Source organism: Sphingomonas bisphenolicum (assembly GCF_024349785.1).
Classification (GTDB): Bacteria; Pseudomonadota; Alphaproteobacteria; order Sphingomonadales; family Sphingomonadaceae; genus Sphingobium; species Sphingobium bisphenolicum.
On the sequence record NZ_AP018817.1, the window covers coordinates 3,115,209 to 3,133,620 of the forward strand.

General features: G+C 63.8%; 20 protein-coding genes. 11 read left to right on the forward strand and 9 right to left on the reverse strand.

What is annotated here, in order from left to right; translation table 11 throughout:
* Nucleotides 1-82: 82 nt before the first annotated feature.
* The 3 genes from SBA_RS15490 to SBA_RS15500 all read right to left on the reverse strand — a co-directional run bounded on the left by SBA_RS15490 (nucleotide 83) and on the right by SBA_RS15500 (nucleotide 3,229).
* Nucleotides 83-1,591, reverse strand: coding sequence for an ATP-binding cassette domain-containing protein (locus SBA_RS15490; RefSeq protein ID WP_261935056.1), 1,509 nt, complete (start codon nucleotides 1,589-1,591; stop codon nucleotides 83-85).
* A 556-nt stretch (nucleotides 1,592-2,147) separates the two neighbouring features.
* Nucleotides 2,148-2,615 (reverse strand): hypothetical protein, encoded by a 468-nt coding sequence (locus SBA_RS15495; protein ID WP_261935057.1) that lies wholly within the window; start codon nucleotides 2,613-2,615, stop codon nucleotides 2,148-2,150.
* An 83-nt stretch (nucleotides 2,616-2,698) separates the two neighbouring features.
* On the reverse strand, nucleotides 2,699-3,229 hold the full coding sequence (locus SBA_RS15500) for a hemerythrin domain-containing protein (RefSeq protein WP_261935058.1): 531 nt from the start codon (nucleotides 3,227-3,229) through the stop codon (nucleotides 2,699-2,701).
* 257 nt (nucleotides 3,230-3,486) lie between these two features.
* On the opposite strand from SBA_RS15500, the gene SBA_RS15505 reads away from it, so the two are divergent.
* Nucleotides 3,487-4,143, forward strand: coding sequence for a sigma-70 family RNA polymerase sigma factor (locus tag SBA_RS15505; RefSeq protein WP_261935059.1), 657 nt, complete (start codon nucleotides 3,487-3,489; stop codon nucleotides 4,141-4,143).
* A gap of 152 nt (nucleotides 4,144-4,295) precedes the next feature.
* Nucleotides 4,296-6,080 (forward strand): AsmA family protein, encoded by a 1,785-nt coding sequence (locus SBA_RS15510; RefSeq protein ID WP_390902456.1) that lies wholly within the window; start codon nucleotides 4,296-4,298, stop codon nucleotides 6,078-6,080.
* 105 nt (nucleotides 6,081-6,185) lie between these two features.
* Here the strand turns inward: SBA_RS15510 and SBA_RS15515 are convergent, their stop codons facing one another.
* Together SBA_RS15515 and SBA_RS15520 are read right to left on the reverse strand one after the other, a co-directional pair.
* On the reverse strand, nucleotides 6,186-6,776 hold the full coding sequence (locus tag SBA_RS15515) for an alpha-ketoglutarate-dependent dioxygenase AlkB (protein ID WP_261935061.1): 591 nt from the start codon (nucleotides 6,774-6,776) through the stop codon (nucleotides 6,186-6,188).
* A gap of 6 nt (nucleotides 6,777-6,782) precedes the next feature.
* On the reverse strand, nucleotides 6,783-7,316 hold the full coding sequence (locus SBA_RS15520; protein WP_261935062.1) for an SOS response-associated peptidase family protein: 534 nt from the start codon (nucleotides 7,314-7,316) through the stop codon (nucleotides 6,783-6,785).
* Between the two features lie 45 nt (nucleotides 7,317-7,361).
* Here SBA_RS15520 and SBA_RS15525 point away from each other — a divergent pair, with 45 nt between their 5' ends.
* From SBA_RS15525 to SBA_RS15555, 7 genes are all read left to right on the forward strand, one after another.
* Complete coding sequence (locus SBA_RS15525) at nucleotides 7,362-7,979, forward strand: SOS response-associated peptidase (RefSeq protein WP_261935063.1); 618 nt, start codon at nucleotides 7,362-7,364, stop codon at nucleotides 7,977-7,979.
* Nucleotides 7,945-8,400, forward strand: coding sequence for a DUF1810 domain-containing protein (locus tag SBA_RS15530; RefSeq protein WP_261935064.1), 456 nt, complete (start codon nucleotides 7,945-7,947; stop codon nucleotides 8,398-8,400). Before SBA_RS15525 ends, SBA_RS15530 begins: the two co-directional genes overlap by 35 nt.
* Nucleotides 8,401-8,631: 231 nt before the next feature.
* The gene (locus SBA_RS15535; RefSeq protein ID WP_261935065.1) at nucleotides 8,632-9,408 is read left to right on the forward strand and encodes an ImuA family protein; all 777 of its coding nucleotides are present in this window, start codon (nucleotides 8,632-8,634) and stop codon (nucleotides 9,406-9,408) included.
* A complete protein-coding gene (locus tag SBA_RS15540; RefSeq protein ID WP_315975778.1) occupies nucleotides 9,326-11,137 on the forward strand; it encodes a DUF6504 family protein in 1,812 nt (603 codons plus the stop codon). The genes SBA_RS15535 and SBA_RS15540 overlap by 83 nt, the downstream gene beginning before the upstream one ends.
* Entirely contained in the window at nucleotides 11,137-14,409 is a 3,273-nt protein-coding gene (locus tag SBA_RS15545; RefSeq protein WP_261935066.1) for an error-prone DNA polymerase, read from the forward strand. Before SBA_RS15540 ends, SBA_RS15545 begins: the two co-directional genes overlap by 1 nt.
* Nucleotides 14,396-14,692 carry a hypothetical protein gene (locus SBA_RS15550; RefSeq protein WP_261935067.1) on the forward strand — a complete coding sequence of 99 codons (297 nt, stop codon included), beginning with the start codon at nucleotides 14,396-14,398 and terminating at the stop codon, nucleotides 14,690-14,692. Before SBA_RS15545 ends, SBA_RS15550 begins: the two co-directional genes overlap by 14 nt.
* Before the next feature lie 59 nt (nucleotides 14,693-14,751).
* Entirely contained in the window at nucleotides 14,752-15,015 is a 264-nt protein-coding gene (locus tag SBA_RS15555; protein ID WP_261935068.1) for a DksA/TraR family C4-type zinc finger protein, read from the forward strand.
* Between the two features lie 34 nt (nucleotides 15,016-15,049).
* On the opposite strand, the gene SBA_RS15560 is transcribed toward SBA_RS15555, so the two are convergent.
* Together SBA_RS15560 and SBA_RS15565 are read right to left on the reverse strand one after the other, a co-directional pair.
* Entirely contained in the window at nucleotides 15,050-15,511 is a 462-nt protein-coding gene (locus SBA_RS15560; RefSeq protein ID WP_261935069.1) for a pyridoxamine 5'-phosphate oxidase family protein, read from the reverse strand.
* 77 nt (nucleotides 15,512-15,588) lie between these two features.
* Nucleotides 15,589-15,795, reverse strand: coding sequence for a hypothetical protein (locus SBA_RS15565; RefSeq protein WP_261935070.1), 207 nt, complete (start codon nucleotides 15,793-15,795; stop codon nucleotides 15,589-15,591).
* Nucleotides 15,796-15,944: 149 nt separating this feature from the next.
* Here SBA_RS15565 and SBA_RS15570 point away from each other — a divergent pair, with 149 nt between their 5' ends.
* Together SBA_RS15570 and SBA_RS15575 are read left to right on the forward strand one after the other, a co-directional pair.
* Nucleotides 15,945-16,505 (forward strand): 3'-5' exonuclease, encoded by a 561-nt coding sequence (locus SBA_RS15570; protein WP_261935071.1) that lies wholly within the window; start codon nucleotides 15,945-15,947, stop codon nucleotides 16,503-16,505.
* Nucleotides 16,498-16,863, forward strand: a complete 366-nt coding sequence (locus tag SBA_RS15575) for a hypothetical protein (RefSeq protein WP_261935072.1) — start codon at nucleotides 16,498-16,500, stop codon at nucleotides 16,861-16,863. Before SBA_RS15570 ends, SBA_RS15575 begins: the two co-directional genes overlap by 8 nt.
* 66 nt (nucleotides 16,864-16,929) lie before the next feature.
* Here the strand turns inward: SBA_RS15575 and SBA_RS15580 are convergent, their stop codons facing one another.
* Nucleotides 16,930-17,430: a cupin gene (locus SBA_RS15580; RefSeq protein ID WP_261935073.1), complete on the reverse strand. Its 501-nt coding sequence runs from the start codon at nucleotides 17,428-17,430 to the stop codon at nucleotides 16,930-16,932.
* Nucleotides 17,430-18,239 carry an exodeoxyribonuclease III gene (gene xth / locus SBA_RS15585; RefSeq protein ID WP_261935074.1) on the reverse strand — a complete coding sequence of 270 codons (810 nt, stop codon included), beginning with the start codon at nucleotides 18,237-18,239 and terminating at the stop codon, nucleotides 17,430-17,432. Before xth ends, SBA_RS15580 begins: the two co-directional genes overlap by 1 nt.
* Nucleotides 18,240-18,412 lie beyond the last annotated feature (173 nt).

An 18,412-nucleotide genomic window follows, 5' to 3' on the forward strand; every position in this document is an offset into this window, starting at 1 on the left:
TCAATTAAAAGATGCTTTGCGCTGCGCGCGCCTTCGGTCGGGCTACGCCCTCCCTACGCCGCGCGCAGCGCAGGAGAGCGCGTCAGATCAACCTTGCGCCATCTTGAAATGGGGTCCCTTTTGCGCGCCGATAGGGGGTCCCGTTTGCACGCCGATTGACACGCAGCATCTCGATGACGGCGAGTTCGCTCGCCGGGTCTAGGTCCGAGCTGGTCTCATCGAGAATGATGGCCGGCGTTTCCACGCCCGTGAGCCGTGCTATTTCGAGCTTTTGAATCTGTCCGCCTGACAAGGCCTGACCCCGATCGCCGACCGTAAGATCGAGGTCGGGCACGCGCTCGTCGGCGTAGAAGCGCAAAGCCTGGAGGCGATCGAGCAGTTGCGCGTCGTCGAGCCTCGTCGGCGGGTAAAGACCATTGTCGCGCAACGGACGGTTGAATAGCCCAATCTGTTGCGGAACATAGAGGATATGCCGATGGCGCAGCTCGGGCGAAATATTTGAGAGGCACTCCTGACCGACCCAGACCCTGCCCTCGGTCGGATCGAGCAGCCCCGCCATCAAACGCGCAAGGGTCGATTTGCCAGAACCGTTGGGGCCGACAAGCACGGTAAGACCACCGGCGACGATCGAGCCGCTCACTTTCTTGATGATGAGCGGCCCGTCCCCATAGCGAAAGCTTAGGCCTTCAAGATGGACAGCCGCTGGTCCCGGCCTTGGCACGGACGAGGAGGTCTCGAGCCTGACCGGCTCCCGTAGGAGGAGGATGTCGCGTGTCTGCGCATAGGAGCGTCCGGCCTGATGCACCAAGAAACCAAAGCCCCCCAGGGGCAGCGTGAGGCGGAGAATGAAGGCGTGCAGCAGCACGAAATCCCCGAGGCTCAACCGATGCTGAAGAACGTCGAGCGCCGCGAGAACGAGCAACGCGGCAAGGCCCAGGACCAGCAAGGACGACTGGACGATAGTCATTGTCACGAGCGATCGCGCGCCTCTGCTGGCCTCGCGCAGGCGCCTGTTGGAAAGATGCACGACGCTCGTCAGTTCTCCAGGCACATTGCCGTTGAACGCTGCTCTGGACGGATAGCGCAGGATGTCACCCACGAGCGCCGTCAGCCTCCCAGCCGTCTCGTTCGTCGCTTCGGCCTGCTCATGGTATCGATCCGCCCCGATGATCGATGCCGCCATATAAGCGCTTATGATCAGGCCGATCGCTAGCGCATAGGGCCAGGGCACAAGGGCCGTGATGACGCAAAGCGAGATGATCATCTGCACAGCGAGCGGGACGACCTGCCATAATATCCCGTCGATGAGCAGCTGAAGATTGTAGGGCAACCGCTCGATCTGCCCGAAAAGCGGACCGCCATCGTCGCCGGTATTTGCCAGGCGCGGCACCTGACCACGTAACGTGGCAACTGTGATATGGCCGGCAAGCGCCTCGACGATGCGCGTCGTGGCATGATGCCGCACGCCAGCCAGTGCTCCGGTTACACCGGTCGCGAGGGCGAAGAGGAGGAGGATGCAGATCAGCCGCGGAATGATCCCTGGTTTGGCTGAGCAGATCGACGGCAAGCTTGAGAAGATAGGGAGCTGCAACGGACAGAAGGATCGTAAGGCTTTCGCCGGCGATTACCAGCATGGCCTCTTTCCGCACGCTCAGCTGCGTGTCGAACATCATCCGCACGAGGCGGGACAGAATCTTGAACGCCCCTATCGCAGATTCTCCGGACGACGATGCACCGCCATGAACGGTCTTGGAAACCTTCCCTCAATCGCATCGGCGATCCGGCCGAACCAGCGGAACAGCTCCGAAATCCGGACCATCTCGCAGAGGCGACGTCACCCGACGGGATGGGCTGCACGTCTCCGCCTTTGGATCACCCGTCGATATGGTTGCGTCAGGGACAATATTGTCGTGAGCGGAGTTGGCCGATGGATCAGCCTAGGATCATTGCTGGGGCTCCGCTGCCAGGAGGACCAGCCCACCGCCACCTCATCAAGCCCTAGAGCGGCTGGTTGACGGAATCGTCTCATCACCACTTACCTATGACTGACCTATGGTCAGAAAAAAGCCTCTGGCGCCGGAGCGCCTAAGAGAATGTCCAGCTCCATGCGCGCGGCGGCGCCGCTTCCCTTTAGATCGCAGCGCAGCTCATTTCTTTTTCGTTTTGCCCAGCCGCCTCGCATTGCCGGTTGCGGCGCGATGCACGGGCGAGAGTGCACCTTTGCCGAGCCGGGCCCTTGCTGTCATAACGCCAAGGGAATAATTTGCGGTTTGCGTCGCCAATGTCGTGGTTTCAGCGAAGGTCGGCATGCGGCCAGATACCATCATCAAACCGATCCGCTGCATTTGGGTGGCCCAGGCGCCCTGCATCGCCAACGTCTCGCGCATCACCGTTTGCGCACTGCTTGCAAAGGCCTCGACCTTTTCAGGCACCATTCGGCCTAATTCTTCATAGTCGGTCTTGAAGGGGAAAAGCGCCGCGTCGCGCATCATGCCAGTTCGCGCCCCGATGACAGAATGCGATGCTTGAAGCGTTTCGGCGCCGCGCATCCAGGTAGCCTGCATATCGATGCCTGCCGCCATCATGCGCGACCAGGCGATAAAGGGATCGATCATATGGGTCTCCAATGGCCCTTCGCGCATAGTCATGCTTGCTCGCACAGCAGCCGCCTTGAGCGCGGCCGCTGCGCGATGTGCGATCAGGCGACGGGTTCGCCCAGCGCGATTTTCACGGGCTTTAGTGTGCGCGCGGTCGGCGTCGGAAGGCCGTTGCCCTTGAACTGTGCCTTAAGCTCCTCCTTGCGCGCGGCCATGGCCGCGCCAAGGGCCACGAGGTCGACGTCCGTGGCGCGAGCCTGAGCGAACATGCCCTCCTTCGGCCTCTCCTCTTCCTTGACGTGATGCTTGATCTCTTCGGAAAGGACTGTCACCTTGGCTTCGTAGAAGTCCTCCTCGGGTTCGCCGGCGACGATCTGCCCGATGAGCAGCTTGGCGCCGTCATGCTCCACATAAGACTCATCAAGAAGGTCTGCTTCGATCTTGCCCTTGAGCGCAGGATAGAAAAGCTCCTCCTCGATCATCGTATGAATGACGAGTTCGGTGCAGATTTCGGTCGCGACAGCCTTCTGCTTCGACTTAGAATTGGTCGCTTCGAACTTCTCGAACAACGCCTCGACGGCGCGATGATCAGCTTTGAGGAGCGCAATGGCGTCTACAGTCTTGTCGGCCATGATCATGCCCTTACGTTGGAGCCAAGGCAAGATCACCCTGCCTCTTCCCGCACAACGCGCCAATGAAGGTTCGGGTACTTTTGCGGATGATTCTCACAGGCTTTTAAGCTCCAGCCTTCGCGAAGCCTGTCGATGCGAACGTCTCGAGCAGGTTCCTTCAATCCCGCCCTGCCCCGGCTTGCCTGGGCCTCGCCTCGACGGAACCGATACTCATCCGAAATGTTCTTATGCACATACCGGCAAAAAAGGGAATATTCATGTCTGACGCGATGCCTGTCGAGCGCGAGCCGGTCCGCCTTTCCGATGAGGCGTTCAAGAAGGAACTGACCAAGGTCCTCCCGCAACTACGCGCCTTCGCACGCAGCCTGTGCGGCAATCCGGACCTGGCCGACGATCTGGTGCAGGAAACGATGCTGAAGAGCTGGGCAGCGCGTACCCGCTATGCCGCCGACACAAATTTTCGCGCCTGGTCCTTCACGATCCTGCGCAACCATTATTTCAGCCTGACACGGCGCTACCGCTTCACTGGCGACTGGGACGAACTGGTCGCGGACCGCCTGCTGGCCGCGCCTGCATCGCAGGACAGCTGTGTCGAGTTGCGCGACCTGATGCGCGCGCTCACACAGCTCCCCGAACCACAGCGCGAAGCTCTAATCCTGGTCGGCGCAGGCGGCATTTCCTATGAAGAGACCGCGCAGATCACCGGCGTTGCCATCGGCACGGTGAAGAGCCGTGTAGCGCGCGCCAGGGCAGCGCTCGAGCAAATCCTGAGCGGTGGCATTCTGGACATGAAACGTAGCGATTTCGATGATGCGCAGGACGCTGTCGTCAGCATTTTCTCATATCTCGACCAAATCCAGCATCAGCAAAGCGCGCGCCCTTCAGCCCAGGGCCTGATGGCGCTCGCGGCCTGACCGGCGGGTTGCAGCGGATAAGTTTCCGCCTGCCCGTGTCTTGCGGAACATAATGTCGCACCGCTCGTCCCAAAGCGATGATCTCTACCCTGCCGCGCCGTGCGCGAATCTTTTTCGCTGCGGCCGCTGGGCTCGCCATTGTCCTTCTGCTGATGGTCGCGGCATTTCCCCTGTCCTGGTTCAAGGACAGCATCGAGCACCATATGAGCGCGAAGATCGGCAGCCCGGTGCGGATCGGTATGCTGGCGCGGGAAGAGATTTTCTCGTTCCGTCCGGTCGTTCATGTGACCGACGTCACCGTAGCGCAACCCGGATGGGCCGGAGCCGGCACCATGGCTTCGGCGCGCCTTGTCCGGATACGACTATACCCGCTGTCGCTGCTGATCGGACGGGTCGATGCTGACCTTCTGTCGGCGACGGGGGTTAAGCTTGACCTGATCCGCAACGCCGAAGGCCGAGAGAACTGGCGCAAGCCAGACGATAGCGACGGACGCTCGTCACGGGGCATGTCGATCGCACAGGTCTCCGACGCGACGCTGCGGTACCGGGACGCCATCCAGAAGCGCAGCCTGTTGCTCGCCATAACCATCGATCCGGCGACCGGCCTGACCGCCCGTGGCAGCGGAACCATCGATGGCGCGCCCGTTACCGTGGCGCTGAAGGGCGCGCCCATGACACAGGGGCGCCGCTGGCCGTTCGAAGCACGGATCGACGGCAGCGCGCTGCGCCTTCGGGCGCGCGGCACTATGGCGGGGCCCCTACGGACGAACGACATGGCCTTCTCTCTTCGCGCCCAGGCCGATGACCTTAAGCGGGTGGACCGGATCATCGAGGCCGGTCTGTTTGGCACGCGGGACGTCGATCTTCGGGCGGAGGTGCTTCACCGCGACGACCGCTGGACGATCAAGACGCTGTGGGGCACAATCGGGCAGAGCGTGCTCGACGGACATCTGACCGCAACGAAGGCCGATGGCCGCACGAAGCTCGACGGCGCAGTCCATTTCAGCCGGCTTGATTTCGAGGATCTCGCCAGCGACAGCGGCAATGCCAGGGCGCAGGCCCTCGAGCGCGCCCAAGGTCTGCGGCTCGTCCCCAATACCCGGGTCAATATCGCCAAGATCGACAAGACGGACGGCCGCATTGCCGTCCGGGTCGATCAGGTCTTGGGCGGTCGGCGCCCATCGTCCATCGCCAACATTACCGGCGTCCTGACGCTCGACAACCGCATTCTTACGATCGATCCGTTGCGTATCGGTCTGACTAAAGGCGTGATCGTGGGCAATGCCACCGTCGATCAGCGCGCGGGTCAGAAAAAACCGACTGTCCGTCTCTCGCTCGACCTGCAGGACAGCCGGATCGCCGCGCTGGCAGGTGGAGGAAGCCGCGACATCGACGGCCGCGTCGATGCCAGCGTAAGGCTGACCGGCGTCGGCGACACCATCCGCGAGGCGGTCGGCATGTCGGATGGCCATATCGGCATGGCCGCGCGGTCCGGCCCCCTGCCCGAGAAGGTCGCAGCCCTGATGGGCTTCGACATCGGCAAGGGACTGCTGGGTGACCATGACGGGCGATCGCAGCTGCGTTGCGCTGTCCTGCGGCTCGACATGCGCCATGGCCAGGGCATCGTCGATCGCCTGATTGCCGACACCGCCATCAGCCAGACCCGCGGCGGCGGCAACATTGCCTTTCCCGACGAACGTCTGGACATTCGCCTGACCGGCGCGCCCAAGGGAAAGGCCGCACTTCGGTATGACGGGACGATCAGCCTTGCCGGCACGATCCGCGAACCCAGGATCTTGATACCAAAGAAGGCAAAATCGCCGGGGACGATCATCAAAGCGATTGGCCGCGCCATTGCCGGCGACCATGGCCCAAAAGCGATCGATGCGGATTGCACTGCCTTGTTTCGACGCGTCATGCCAATGCCCGGCCCATGATCGGGCTTTGTTGAACAAGCGGGCAGTCGTGACGGCACACAGGTGACGAGGTGCGATGCGCGACGCGGGCTGGACGGCGGATGAACCGATAGAGGCTTTATCGGCTCATTTCAGCGCCAGGCTCCGAAATGTTATCGACCATCGGGTTTCGGCCATCTCAACGATGCTATGTTCCCAAGCGTGCCGCGCCGCTCCGGAGAGATGATAGATGGTCCGCGGCGCCAACGACGCATTGGAACGCTTGAAAGCACCATCCGCCCGTCGGCGAAACCGCATCGTCGCAGGCATTCCAAGCGAAATGCCCACGACATGCTCGAACACCGGCCTGTCCTTGTGCCAGCCAATGCCGGCGCCGGGATCATAGCGGATCAACAAAGCTTGCACGAGTTCCCCCGGCGCGAGCCCTGCGAACGCCTCGGCGCGCGCTTTGATCGGCAACAACCAGTCCGGTATCGGATCGGCAGGCGCGAAGCGGCCATTTTCGAAATCATAGCTCCAGCCATAGCTATGGGTGAGCCGCTTTCCCGTCCATTGCTGGAAACGGAAGGGCGAAAGGTCCGTATGGTCGATGCGCGCGATCAGCGCGCGTTCCTCGGCAACGGATAGGAAGGCGTCGGCGCTGGCGAAGCCCGGCAGCACAGCCGCGCCGAACAACTCGGCCTGATCATTACCGGAAAAGAGTGGAAGCATCGACATGATGGATCAGAGCGCCAGAGACGTTTGCACCGGCTTGGGATTGATCTCTTCGATCAGGAAACTGCGGGCAGGCGGCGTTTGCAGCAAATCGATCTCGGGAACCGTGAAATCCAGCCATTGCATGACCTGCCGGCGATGAATGATGGCGCCCTGCCGTTCCTGATAGCGCATCACTTCCGGGTTCGCGTCCACCGTGATGACGCGGTAGCTGAGCGGCCACTCGCCGATCGCCGGCTCCCATATGCCGGCGAGATAGAAGAAATTGCCGCCGTCGAGCGTCACGCGAAACCGGCGCTCGTCGTTGCGGATATGGAATTCCGAAGCCGGGATCAGGCAACGCTGGGCAGGAAAGCGCCGTCCTTCCGCGCGCGCGAACCGATAAGAAACTCCATCGGCGAACTGGGGGTTTGAACCCCATGTCGCCTCCACCATCTCGATTTCGCTTGGATCCTCGGGGTGTCGCCGGATGATGGCCCGGCGATCGTCGAGCGGCGCCTCGGTATCAAAGGGGGTGGCTTTCGAGTCCATGAAAAGGAACATACAAGGAACAAGCGTTTCGGACAAGGGCGGACAAGGACCACCAACATGTGTAACGACTATCGCCTGCTCATAGATATCGCATCGATCGTCGAAGACTTTGCGGATCTCAAGATTAAGATCAAGATGCCGGAAGGAGCGCCCAACGTCGCCGCGCGCGAGGATGTGAAGATCACCGACATGGGCCCCATCGTCCGGTCGGTCGAGGGGGAGCGCGGAATAGGGGAACTCGTCAGTCGGCGCTGGAGCTGGCCCGGCCAGAACGGCCGCCCGGTCTATAATTTCCGCTCCGAGGGTCGAACCTTTGCCTCGCATCGCTGCCTCATCCTCGCCGACGGCTTCTATGAGTTCACCGATCCCGCCGATCCCAAGCAGAAGCGGCTGGATAAATGGCTGTTCACGATGAAGGATCATGACTGGTTCTGCATCGCGGGCATCTGGCGCGCCGACGCGGCCGGCGAGGCCTTCACGATGCTGACGATGGATGCGGGTCCCGACGTCTCGCCCTATCATCATCGGCAGATCATCCCCCTGCGACGGGATCAATGGGCTGACTGGCTCGACCCTGCGGTGCCGGCCAAAGATATTCTGCATTGGCTGCCCAAGGGCAGCCTTCCCGTCACACAGGTGCATGGCGCGCCGCCCGCACAGGCATCGCTGCTATGACTGGCCAAAGGAAGGCCTCGACCGTTTCGTTGCGGCCCAGGAAGAGGTCTATCCCCGAGCCCTCGCCGAATTGCGCGCCGGGTCGAAGCGATCGCATTGGATGTGGTTCATCTTTCCACAGCTCAAGGCGCTTGGCCGCAGTCCGATTGCTCAATTTTACGGCATCGTCTCGCTCGGCGAAGCACGGGCCTATGACGCTCACCCGGTGCTCGGTGCGCGCTATCGCGCCTGCGTGGAGGCGCTGCAGGGGCTGTCGACCAGAGATCCCGTGGCGGTGATGGGGTTGGTGGACGCCATGAAGTTGCGCTCCTCTCTGACGCTGTTCGAGCAGGCTCGCCCTAGCCCGCTTTTGGCTGCCGCGATCGAGCGATGGTATGACGGCGAGCGCGACGACGCTACGCTAAGGCTCCTCGAGCAGTAATGCTGAAGCCATTCCAGGTCGAACAGCAAAAAGGCCTCGCCGGTTCAAACCGACAAGGCCTCTATGGGAGCCGGCGCGACGAACGGGGGGCGTCGCGTCCAGAATCGGCTAAACCCGTTGGACAGCGGCTGGTTCCACCGCTTTTGTTCGCTTACCAAAATAGCCCGGGCCCCACTTGACCCCAAACGATGAGAGGTGGAACATAAAGGGAACATTTGAGTCGTGCCCTTCATGTCTATCGCCCTGCCCTCCGCTACGCCGTCATTCCAGGCCGACCTGTCCGCGCTGCGCGCGGATCTGGTGCGGGCGCGGGCTGCGCGTGGGCCTGCGCTGGACTTTGGTCTGCCTCAAATAGACGCACGACTCGCCGATGGCGGACTTGACGGTACCGGTCTCCATGAGATCGCCGCTGCCTCGGCAACATTGAGCGATGACGCGGCCGCCACCCTTTTCGCGGCCGGCATAGCGGCACGCTTTGCCGCCAAGGCGACGAGCGACGTCTTCTGGGCCATGACGGCGTTCGATCTCTATGCGCCGGGTCTCGAGCAAGTGGGGCTTGATCCCGGCCAGATCCTCTATGCGCAAGGCCACAAGGACAGCGTGGTGCTGGCGATGGCCGAAGATGCTCTGCGTTATGGCGCCATGGCCTGCGTGATCGCGGAGGTGAAGGCCGCCGACATGACCGCGACGCGCCGGCTGCAGCTCGCCGCTTCCGACGGACAGACACCGATGCTGCTCTATCGGCGGCATCGATCGCGCGACCGCTGTCCGCTCTCCCTGCCCTCCTCGGCCATGACGCGCTGGCGGATCGGCTGCCTCGCGTCCGAGCGCCTGTCTTGGCCCGGGGTTGGGCGGCCGCGCTGGCAGGTCGAGCTTGTCCGGCAGCGGAACGGCGATCCCTTTTCTCTCGAGCTGGAGGCCTGCGATGCAAAGGGTCGCCTCGCTCTTCCTGCCGCAATTGCCGATCGAGCGATTGCGCGGGAACGAGCGGCCAGCAACGCTGCCTGAGGCGCCGCCGGCGAACGCGCTGCGCTTTCCAGAGCCGATCGACGATGATCCGGGCGCCTGCTCCGTCCCGCGCGGTGGCGGCTGGCGCCCCGGCGCGCGCTGGGCGCGGGACGGCGCGCTGGGACGTCGGCCATCGCGGTCCGACATGGAGGCCTTGCCGGCCCATCAAAGGCCGACAATGCGCGAGATGGGCAGGCGCAGTGAGCATGCAGAACATCCCTTCAAAGCGATGCGATCAGACGACGGGCACAGCGGCACGCTGGCCGCTGCGCCGAGTTGGGCGGCATGGTGGGGCACGCCGACCGTGCTCGTCACCCGGAGCGGTCAGAAAGATATCATCACGGCCGCCTCCCCGCGCGCGCTCGAACTTGGCCTGCTGCCCGGCATGGCTGCCGCTCATGCCCGTGCGCTGGTTGCCGATCTCGACGTCCGCGACGCCGAGCCGGACGCCGATCGCGCCTGGCTCGACCGGCTTGCCCTTCACGCGGCGCGGCAATGGACGCCGACGGCGAGCGTATCGGGGCTCGACGGGCTGTGGTTCGATCTCAGCGGCACGACGCACCTGTTCGGGGGCGAAGATCATTTCTGCCGGCGGCTGCTCGCTTTCTTGAAGCGCCTGGGTTTCACGGCCCGGATCGCGGTTGCTGGGACGCCCGGCGCCGCGCATGCGCTGGCGCGGTTCGGCGGCCGCCCGATAACCTTGCTGGCGCCCGGCGAAGAGGCCCAGGCGATCGCCGACCTTCCGCTCGCCGCGCTCCGGCTCGAACCCGAAGCCCTGGTCGCGGCGGCCCGTTTCGGGTTGGAGCGCATCGCCGATCTCTATCCCATGCCGCGCGGCCCGCTCGCGCGCCGGCTTGGTCTTGCGACGGTCGATCGCCTCGACCAGGCAAGAGGCAGTCTCGCCGAGCCAATCGTCCCGGTCGTGCCCGCCGAGGCGCCGCGGGTGACACGCCATCTGCTCGAACCTATCGGCACGCCCGAAAGCATCGCCCAGGTGATCACCGACCTTGTCGACGATCTCGTGGTCCTGCTCCGCACGCGCGGGCTTGGCGCACGTGCGGTTCTGCTCATCGCCAACCGGGTCGACGGCGAAGCGCAACGCCTTGGCATCGGCGCCTCCCGGGCGACGCGCGACGAGCGGCATTTGAAGCGCATGTTCGCGCTTAAGATCAGCGAACTCGACCCCGGCCTTGGCATCGAGGCGATGCACCTTGCCGTTCCCTATCATGAGCCGCTCGGCGCCCAGGCCGCGGGCGCGCTTCTCGAGAGCTCGGGCAAGACCCGCGACATAGCGCCGCTCGTCGACCAGCTCGGCACGCGCGCGGGCGTGTCGGCGCTGTTCCGACTCTCATCGCGCGAGAGCGACGTGCCCGAACGGGCGATGCGGCGCGTGTCGCCGCTCGCCACGCCCACCGGATGGCCGGGCTGGAAACGCCCGGTGCGGTTGCTCAAGCGCCCCGAGCCGCTTGCCAATGTCGTTGCGCTCCTGCCCGATCATCCGCCGCGCCGCTTTGTCTGGCGCGGTCAAAGCTACCGCGTCGTCGCCGGCGACGGGCCCGAGCGCATCCATGGCGAGTGGTGGCGATCGCCTCAGGAAATGTGGGCGGTGCGCGATTATTTTCGGGTGGAGGCGGAAGGCGGCGCGCGCTTCTGGCTGTTTCGCCGCGGCGACGGCGTCGAGGCTGAGACCGGCGACCTCAGCTGGTATATGCACGGAATGTTCGGCTGATGGCAGCGCCGCAAACGTCCTATGTCGAACTTCAGGTGACGAGCCATTTCTCGTTCCTGCGCGGCGCGTCCTCGCCCGAGGAGCTGTTCGCCGCCGCGGCGCTTCGTGGACATTCCGCGATGGGCCTGGCGGATTGGGGAACGGTCGCGGGCGTCGTGCGCGGATGGGATGGCCAGAAGGCGACCGGGGTCCGGATGATCGCGGGGAGCCGGGTCGATCTGGTCGATGGTCGCGCGCTGCTCCTCTATCCTCGATCGCGCCCGGCCTGGTCGCGGCTGACGCGGCTCCTCTCGATCGGCAAGAAACGCGGCGGCAAGGGCAAATGCCTGCTCGAATGGGCGGACGTCGCTGCCCATTCTGAAGATATGGTCGGCATCCTGGTACCCGATATGCCCGGCGACATCACGGGCAGCCATCTTCGCGACCTGTGCGATATATTCGGGCCGCGTGGCTTTTGCGCGCTGTCGCTGCGCCGTCGTCCGGACGATGCCGAGAGGCTGCACCGGCTCGATGTCCTTGCGCGCGTAAGCGGCGTACGGTCGGTTGCGACCGGCGACATCCTCTATCACAGCGCCGAACGACGTCCGCTGCAGGACGTGATGAGCGCGATCCGCGAGAAGTGCACCATCGACGAGCTGGGTTTCCGCCGCGAGCGGTTCATGGATCGTGACTTGAAATCGCCCGCGGAGATGGAACGCCGTTTCGCCGCTTTCCCCGACGCGATCGCAGCCAGCGCCGCCATCGCTGCGCAATGCACCTTCGATCTTGGCGAAATCCAATATCAATATCCCTATGAGGAGGTGATGGAAGGGCGAACCGCCCAGCAGGCTCTCGCTGCGCTTACGAGACAGGCGGCCGAGGTCAAATTCCCCGACGGCGTCCCCAAGCGCTATCGCGACCAGATCGACCATGAGCTCGGCCTCATCGAACGGCTCGGCTATGCGCCCTATTTCCTGACGGTCAATGCGATCGTCGCCGAGAGCCGGCGACGCGGTATCCTGTGCCAGGGGCGTGGATCGGCTGCCAATAGTTGCGTGTGCTATCTGCTGGGCGTCACGTCGATCGATCCGATCCAGCATGAGCTGCTGTTCGAACGGTTCGTCTCGGGCGAGCGGCGCGAACCGCCCGATGTCGACGTCGATTTCGAGCATGAGCGCCGCGAGGAGATCATCCAGTGGATTTACGAGACCTATGGTCGCGACCACTCGGCCCTGACCGCCGTCGTCACCCGCTATCGCACGCGCGGCGCCGTCGCCGAGGTCGGCAAGGCGCTCGGGCTCCCGCGCGACTTGACCAAGATGCTGACGGGTCTGGTCTGGGGTTGGAGCATGGATGGCATTCCGCAAGAGCAGATCGAGAGCCTCAATCTCAACGCCGAGGATCATCGCCTGAAGCTCACCCTGGACCTGGCGCGCCAGCTGATCGGCACGCCACGCCATCTCTCGCAGCATCCCGGCGGCTTCGTACTGACGCAGAATCGGCTCGACGATCTCGTGCCGATCGAGCCCGCGCGGATGGAAGACCGGCAAATCATCGAATGGGACAAGGACGATATCGACGCCTTGAAGTTCATGAAGGTCGATGTGCTGGGGCTTGGCATGCTCGGCTGCATGAACCGCGCGTTCAACCTTCTGGAACAGGACAAGGGCATCCGCGTCACGATGGCGGATCTCCAGGACGATGACCCCGACGTTTACGCCATGATCCAGAAGGCCGACACGCTCGGCACCTTCCAGATCGAGAGCCGCGCGCAGATGTCGATGCTGCCGCGCATGAAGCCGCGGGAATTTTACGATCTCGTGATCGAAGTCGCGATCGTGCGCCCCGGGCCGATCCAGGGCGACATGGTCCATCCCTATCTTCGCCGGCGCGAGGGGAAGGAAAATCCCGAATATCCCAAGCCGGAACTGCGCGCCGTGCTCGAAAAGACATTGGGCGTGCCGCTGTTCCAGGAGCAGGCGATGAAGGTCGCGATCGTGGGCGCGGGGTTCAGCCCGCAGGAGGCCGACCAGCTTCGCCGCGCCATGGCAACTTTCAAGCTCACCGGCGGCGTCAGCCACTTCTACGACAAGCTCGTGGGCGGAATGGTCGCGCGCGGCTATCCCAAGGACTTTGCCGAGCGCACGTTCAAGCAGATCGAGGGGTTTGGCTCCTACGGCTTTCCCGAAAGCCACGCGGCCTCCTTCGCCAAGATCGCTTACGCGTCCTGCTGGATGAAACATCATCATCCCGACGTCTTCTGCGCTGCGCTTCTGAACGCCCAGCCCATGGGCTTCTATGCGCCCGCGCAGATCGTGCGCGATGCGCGCAACCATGGCGTCGAAGTCAGGCCCGTCTCGATCAATCACAGCCATTGGGACTGCTCGCTCGAGGAGACTAGAGGCCGATACAAGGCGGTCCGTCTCGGCCTCCGGCAGGTGCGCGGCCTTGCCAACATCCATGGCGCGGCGATCGTCGCGGCGCGCGGCCCCGCTCCCTATGAGAGCATCGAGGAGGTGTGGCGCCGGGCCGGCGTGCCGCGCGCCGCGATCGAGCGGCTGGCCGAGGCCGATGCTTTCCAATGCCTTGCCCATGACCGGCGCCAGGGGCTTTGGAAGGTCAAAGGCCTGGGCGAAGCGCCGCTGCCGCTGTTCGCGGCGGCCGACGCGCGGGAGCAAGGCTTCTCGCCCGAAGGCCTGGAACCGGACGTGACGCTTGCCAAGATGACGGCGGGCCGTGAGGTGGTCGAGGATTATCGGGCGTTGCAGCTCTCGCTGCGCGGCCATCCGCTGCAATTCCTGCGCGCCCGACTGGACGAGATGCGTATCGTCAGATGCGCGGATCTTACGACCGTGCGCGAAGGCCGCAATGTCGAGGTCGCCGGCGTGATCCTTGTCCGCCAGCGGCCGGGCTCGGCCAAGGGCGTTCTGTTCGTAACGATCGAGGATGAGACGGGGGTGGCGCAAGGCATCCTCTGGCCTGACCGCTTCGAGATCTACCGCCGCCAGGTCATGTCCGCCTCGATGATCGCGATGCGGGGGCGCCTCCAGAAGGAAGGCGAGGTCATCCATATCATCTGCGACCGCATCACCGATCATGACGATATGCTGCGCTCCATCGGACGCATGGATTTCAGCGTCATGCCGGGACGCGGCGATGGTGCGACCCATGGGGGCGGACCCGACCCGCGCGATCCGGGCATACCGCGCGGCCGAACATTGGCGTCGGCGCCATTCGGTACGGCCGCCGAACGAGAAGAGATCGTGCGTATCCGCAGCCATGACTTCCATTGACGCGAACGCGCGGACCGGCGGCACGGTCGAACGCGCACTTAACGTGCTGCGCGAGGCGGCGGCGGACAAGCGCAAGGCGCAGACGCGCGGCGTCGCCCTTGCCCTGTGGGTACTGCGCGGCCTTTGCGCCGACGAATGGCTGGTGACATTCTGGGAATGTGCGGGATCGGACGACGAGATCGGCCGAAGCCAGGGATTGCATGCCTCCTATAACGGGATCGTGCGCCAGCTCAGGACCAATGGTGGCATGGCAGGAGTGCCCCGCCCTGACGGCACCCGATGAAATGAGAGTGCCCGCGCCCTATATCGGCGGTGAGCAGGAGTTTCGCGAGAGTTGCAAACATGGCCAATGGCTGGGCGCCCGATGGCGCGGTTCAGGATCAGATCGACGACAGCGTGAAGGACGCTCTGGCGAGCGCACGAGCGCGCCTGCCCTCGGGGCCGGGCCTCGTGGATTGCGAGGATTGTGGCGAGCCCATTCCGCAAGCCCGACGCCGCGCCCTGCCTGGCGCACGTACCTGCGTTGCTTGTCAGGAAGGACGCGACAAACGCCCCACCTATTCGGGCATCAATCGCCGCGGCAGCAAGGACAGCCAGTTACGGTAATGGCCCGCAACGGGTCCGTGGCACCGTCAGATGATCAGGGTCCGCCGACGAACGCGCTGCGGTCGATCAGGACTTCGCCTTCCTCCTCGCCGTCCCAATAATGTGCGCTGGTGGCGTGGACCTTGATCAGCACGAGACCTGGCGTATCGGCGCCCTGCTTGAACCAGCGATCAAGATCCTTGGTCCAGTGCGCCTCGAAGCTGGCCTTGTCGCGGATCAGCTCCGCCTGCCCTTCGATGGCGATGAAGAAGGGCCGAAGCCCCAGCATGCCGGCTTTTCCCTGAAAACTCAGGCCGACCTTGGGGTCGCTGGCGATGTCCGCAACCATCTGGGTATCGTCGGTCGTGAAGAACCAGCTATCGCCGTCATAGTCGACGTCGCGATTATTGCTCATCGGCCGCGACCCGATGGTGCCGCCCGGACCGTGGGTCGAGAGCATTGCGAAGTCGATATCCTTCATCTTCTCGGCGAGGTCTCTTACTGTTCTTTCTGACATATCGTGCTCCTCGAAACTAAGGTTGTTGAAATCGGTCGGTGCGCCCGCTGCCGATCTTCGTCACTATGAATGCTGATCTAGCTTCCAGGCTCGACATTGGTCTCGGCCGCAAGACCATTCTCGTTTTCGTCATCGGCGGGATTGCCTTCCGCCTCGATCTCCTTGTCCAACTCCTCCAGTTCGAGGTCACTCGGGACGGGCGAGCCTTTTTCCGGCTCGGGCGGATTTCCCTCGTCCTGCTCGGGCGCGGGAAACGGGCGGTCATTTTCGTCTTCGGGGGCCATGACAGTCTCCTTCAGCTGCCCAACGCGCCATGTCGTCATCGGCTTCGTCCCAACGTAAATTCATTGGAATCTCCCCACGCCGCGCTTCTGCCCGGCGAACCCGATCCGCGGCTCCGGAACGTGCTGGCCCGCGCAGTGGTTTTGAGACGATGATCGTCTTTCTAGACCTCGAAGCCTCGTCGCTTGGCAAACACAGCTATCCGATCGAGGTCGCCTGGGTGTTCGAAGACGGGCGCACCACGTCCTATCTCATCAAACCGGCCGCAGGCTGGACCGACTGGGACGAAAGCGCGCAAGCGATCCACGGCATCGAACGGGAGACACTCCTCGCCGAAGGCACGAGCCACGGGGTGGTCGCCCAGCAGATGCTCGTCGCGCTCAGCGGTCACGCGCTCTACGCGAGTGCACCGTCCTGGGATGGCAAATGGCTGAGCGCATTGCTGCGAGCCGCAGGCCTGCCGCGCCACGCACTACGGCTTCAGGATAGCGACGACCTGCTCCATGAGACCGCGCGTGAAATCCTTGCTCCTCACCGTCCCGGCGCGGCCATCGAACGCGAAGTCGCGAACATTCTGGCGTTGACCGAGGTGCGCGACGATCATGTGCCAGCACACCGGGCCCTGCCGGATGCCGTGGCTGAACGGGATCGCTGGCTCGCGGTTCGCGCAGCCGCTCAGGCTTCTCTCGCTTCGAGAATTCCGCATGGCTGATCCGGCCAGACGCGTTGGCCACCATCCCGTTACGCCGGACGGGCGCTATTTCGTCGTGCGCGGACGGCTCTGGCGCATGTCCAACCCGGATCTCGGCGAGGACAGGCGCGCGACCTTCGTCCGCGCCCTCATGGCGGCACGGCGAAAGGTGGGCGCTGCCAAGCGCTCGGGGGACGAAGAGGCGGGAGATGCCGCGCACGCTGCAGTGGATGAGGCAAAACGGGCGCTAGGCGAGCGAGGACCGGTCTGGTGGACGGATGGCGCGCCCGACCTCAATCGTCATATGGCCCGAACGACGCCCTATGCGCATTGGTATGCCGCTCTCGACGGCGATCAGGGCGAACCGGAACGAGATTGATCGGCGCCTGTCTCCCTATCCTCCAGACCTACCTCCCCACAGGGTCATTGAAGTCGATTGTCCGGATCAGCACGGCCAGGCGGTTGTCATCGGCCCCTCCCCACCCCCAATCGGATCGCGCTCGGGGACCTTCAGCGTTGCAATGCGGCGTCTCGCTGCATTGTCCGGAGCCGAGCGACAAATGTCCCAGTCCTCCCCGTCGGGATAGGCGCCGACCACGAGGAAGTCCTTGCTCTGACTGATGCGGCGGTGACCGGTACCGACCGGAAGGAGCAGCACATCTCCCGCGGTTACTTCGACCGTCCGGCCGCCAGGCCCTCCCAACTCGAGGGTCGCATTCCCCGCGGCGACTCCGAGCGCCTCATGCGACGTCGAATGATAATGGTGATAGCCGAAGATCGTATCGCGCCATTTGGGCGGCCAGCCATTGAGGGCAAACCGGTCCTCGAACGCCTTGGCGATCGTCTCGCACGGCCCGTTCTCGACGCCACGATAGAGGATGACCGGAAGGCGGACATTGTTGGGCACCCAGTCATTCTCGGCAAGCAGGAAGGTCGCGATCTCCATTATGCATCTCCCTTGGGCCTGCGTGTCCGCTTTGGCCTGTCGGCAAGCTCGATCCAGACGGGCGCGTGATCGCTGGTCTTCTGCCAAGCACGCGGACGCCGATCGACTTCGGCTGCCACCAGTCGCGCCGCCGCCGGCTTGTTGAGCAGGATATGATCGATCCGCAGGCCCGCATCGCGCTGAAAGGAATCCCGCCAATATTTCCAGAAGCTGTAGATCGGCTCGCCGGGATGCAGCGCGCGCAGCGCGTCAGTCCAGCCTTGCTCCAAGAGGCGCGCATAGGCGGCTCTGACCTCCGGCGCGAACAAGGCATCGTCGCGCCAGCGCCCGGGCGCATAGACATCGAGATCGGTCGGCATGACATTGAAGTCGCCGGCGATGACGACCGGCGCATCTAATCCGACCAACTCGGAGAGATGGTCGTGCAACCGATCGAACCAGCGAAGCTTGTAATCGAACTTGGGCCCGGGACGCGGATTGCCGTTAGGGAGGTACAGGCCTGCGATCAGCACGCCATTGACCGCCGCCTCGATGTAGCGGCTATGGCTGTCGTCGAGATCGCCCGGAAGAGCCCGGCGGGTCTCATGAATCTCACCGACACGGCTCAGGATCGCGACGCCGTTCCAGCTCTTCTGCCCGTGCCATATTGCTTCATAGCCAAGGTCCCGGATCGCCCTCTCCGGAAATCGTTCGTCGGGCGCTTTCAGCTCCTGGAGGCAGACTATATCCGGTTGCGCCAGTTCGAGCCATCGCAGCAGCACCGGAAGCCGCCCGTTGACCCCGTTCACATTAAAGGTCGCGATCTTCACGAGACGGGCGCGGTTGGGATTACCCAGCACAAACCTAGCGAAGGCTGCGCCGTCGCGCGCCTTTGCGATTCCGACCTGTGTACAAAGGTCGCCGCCGTCCTACCGCACCGACGGTTCGGGCTTCCACCATCCGAAGTGACACTCTTCATGGCGAGGAAAAGTGCAAGAGAGCA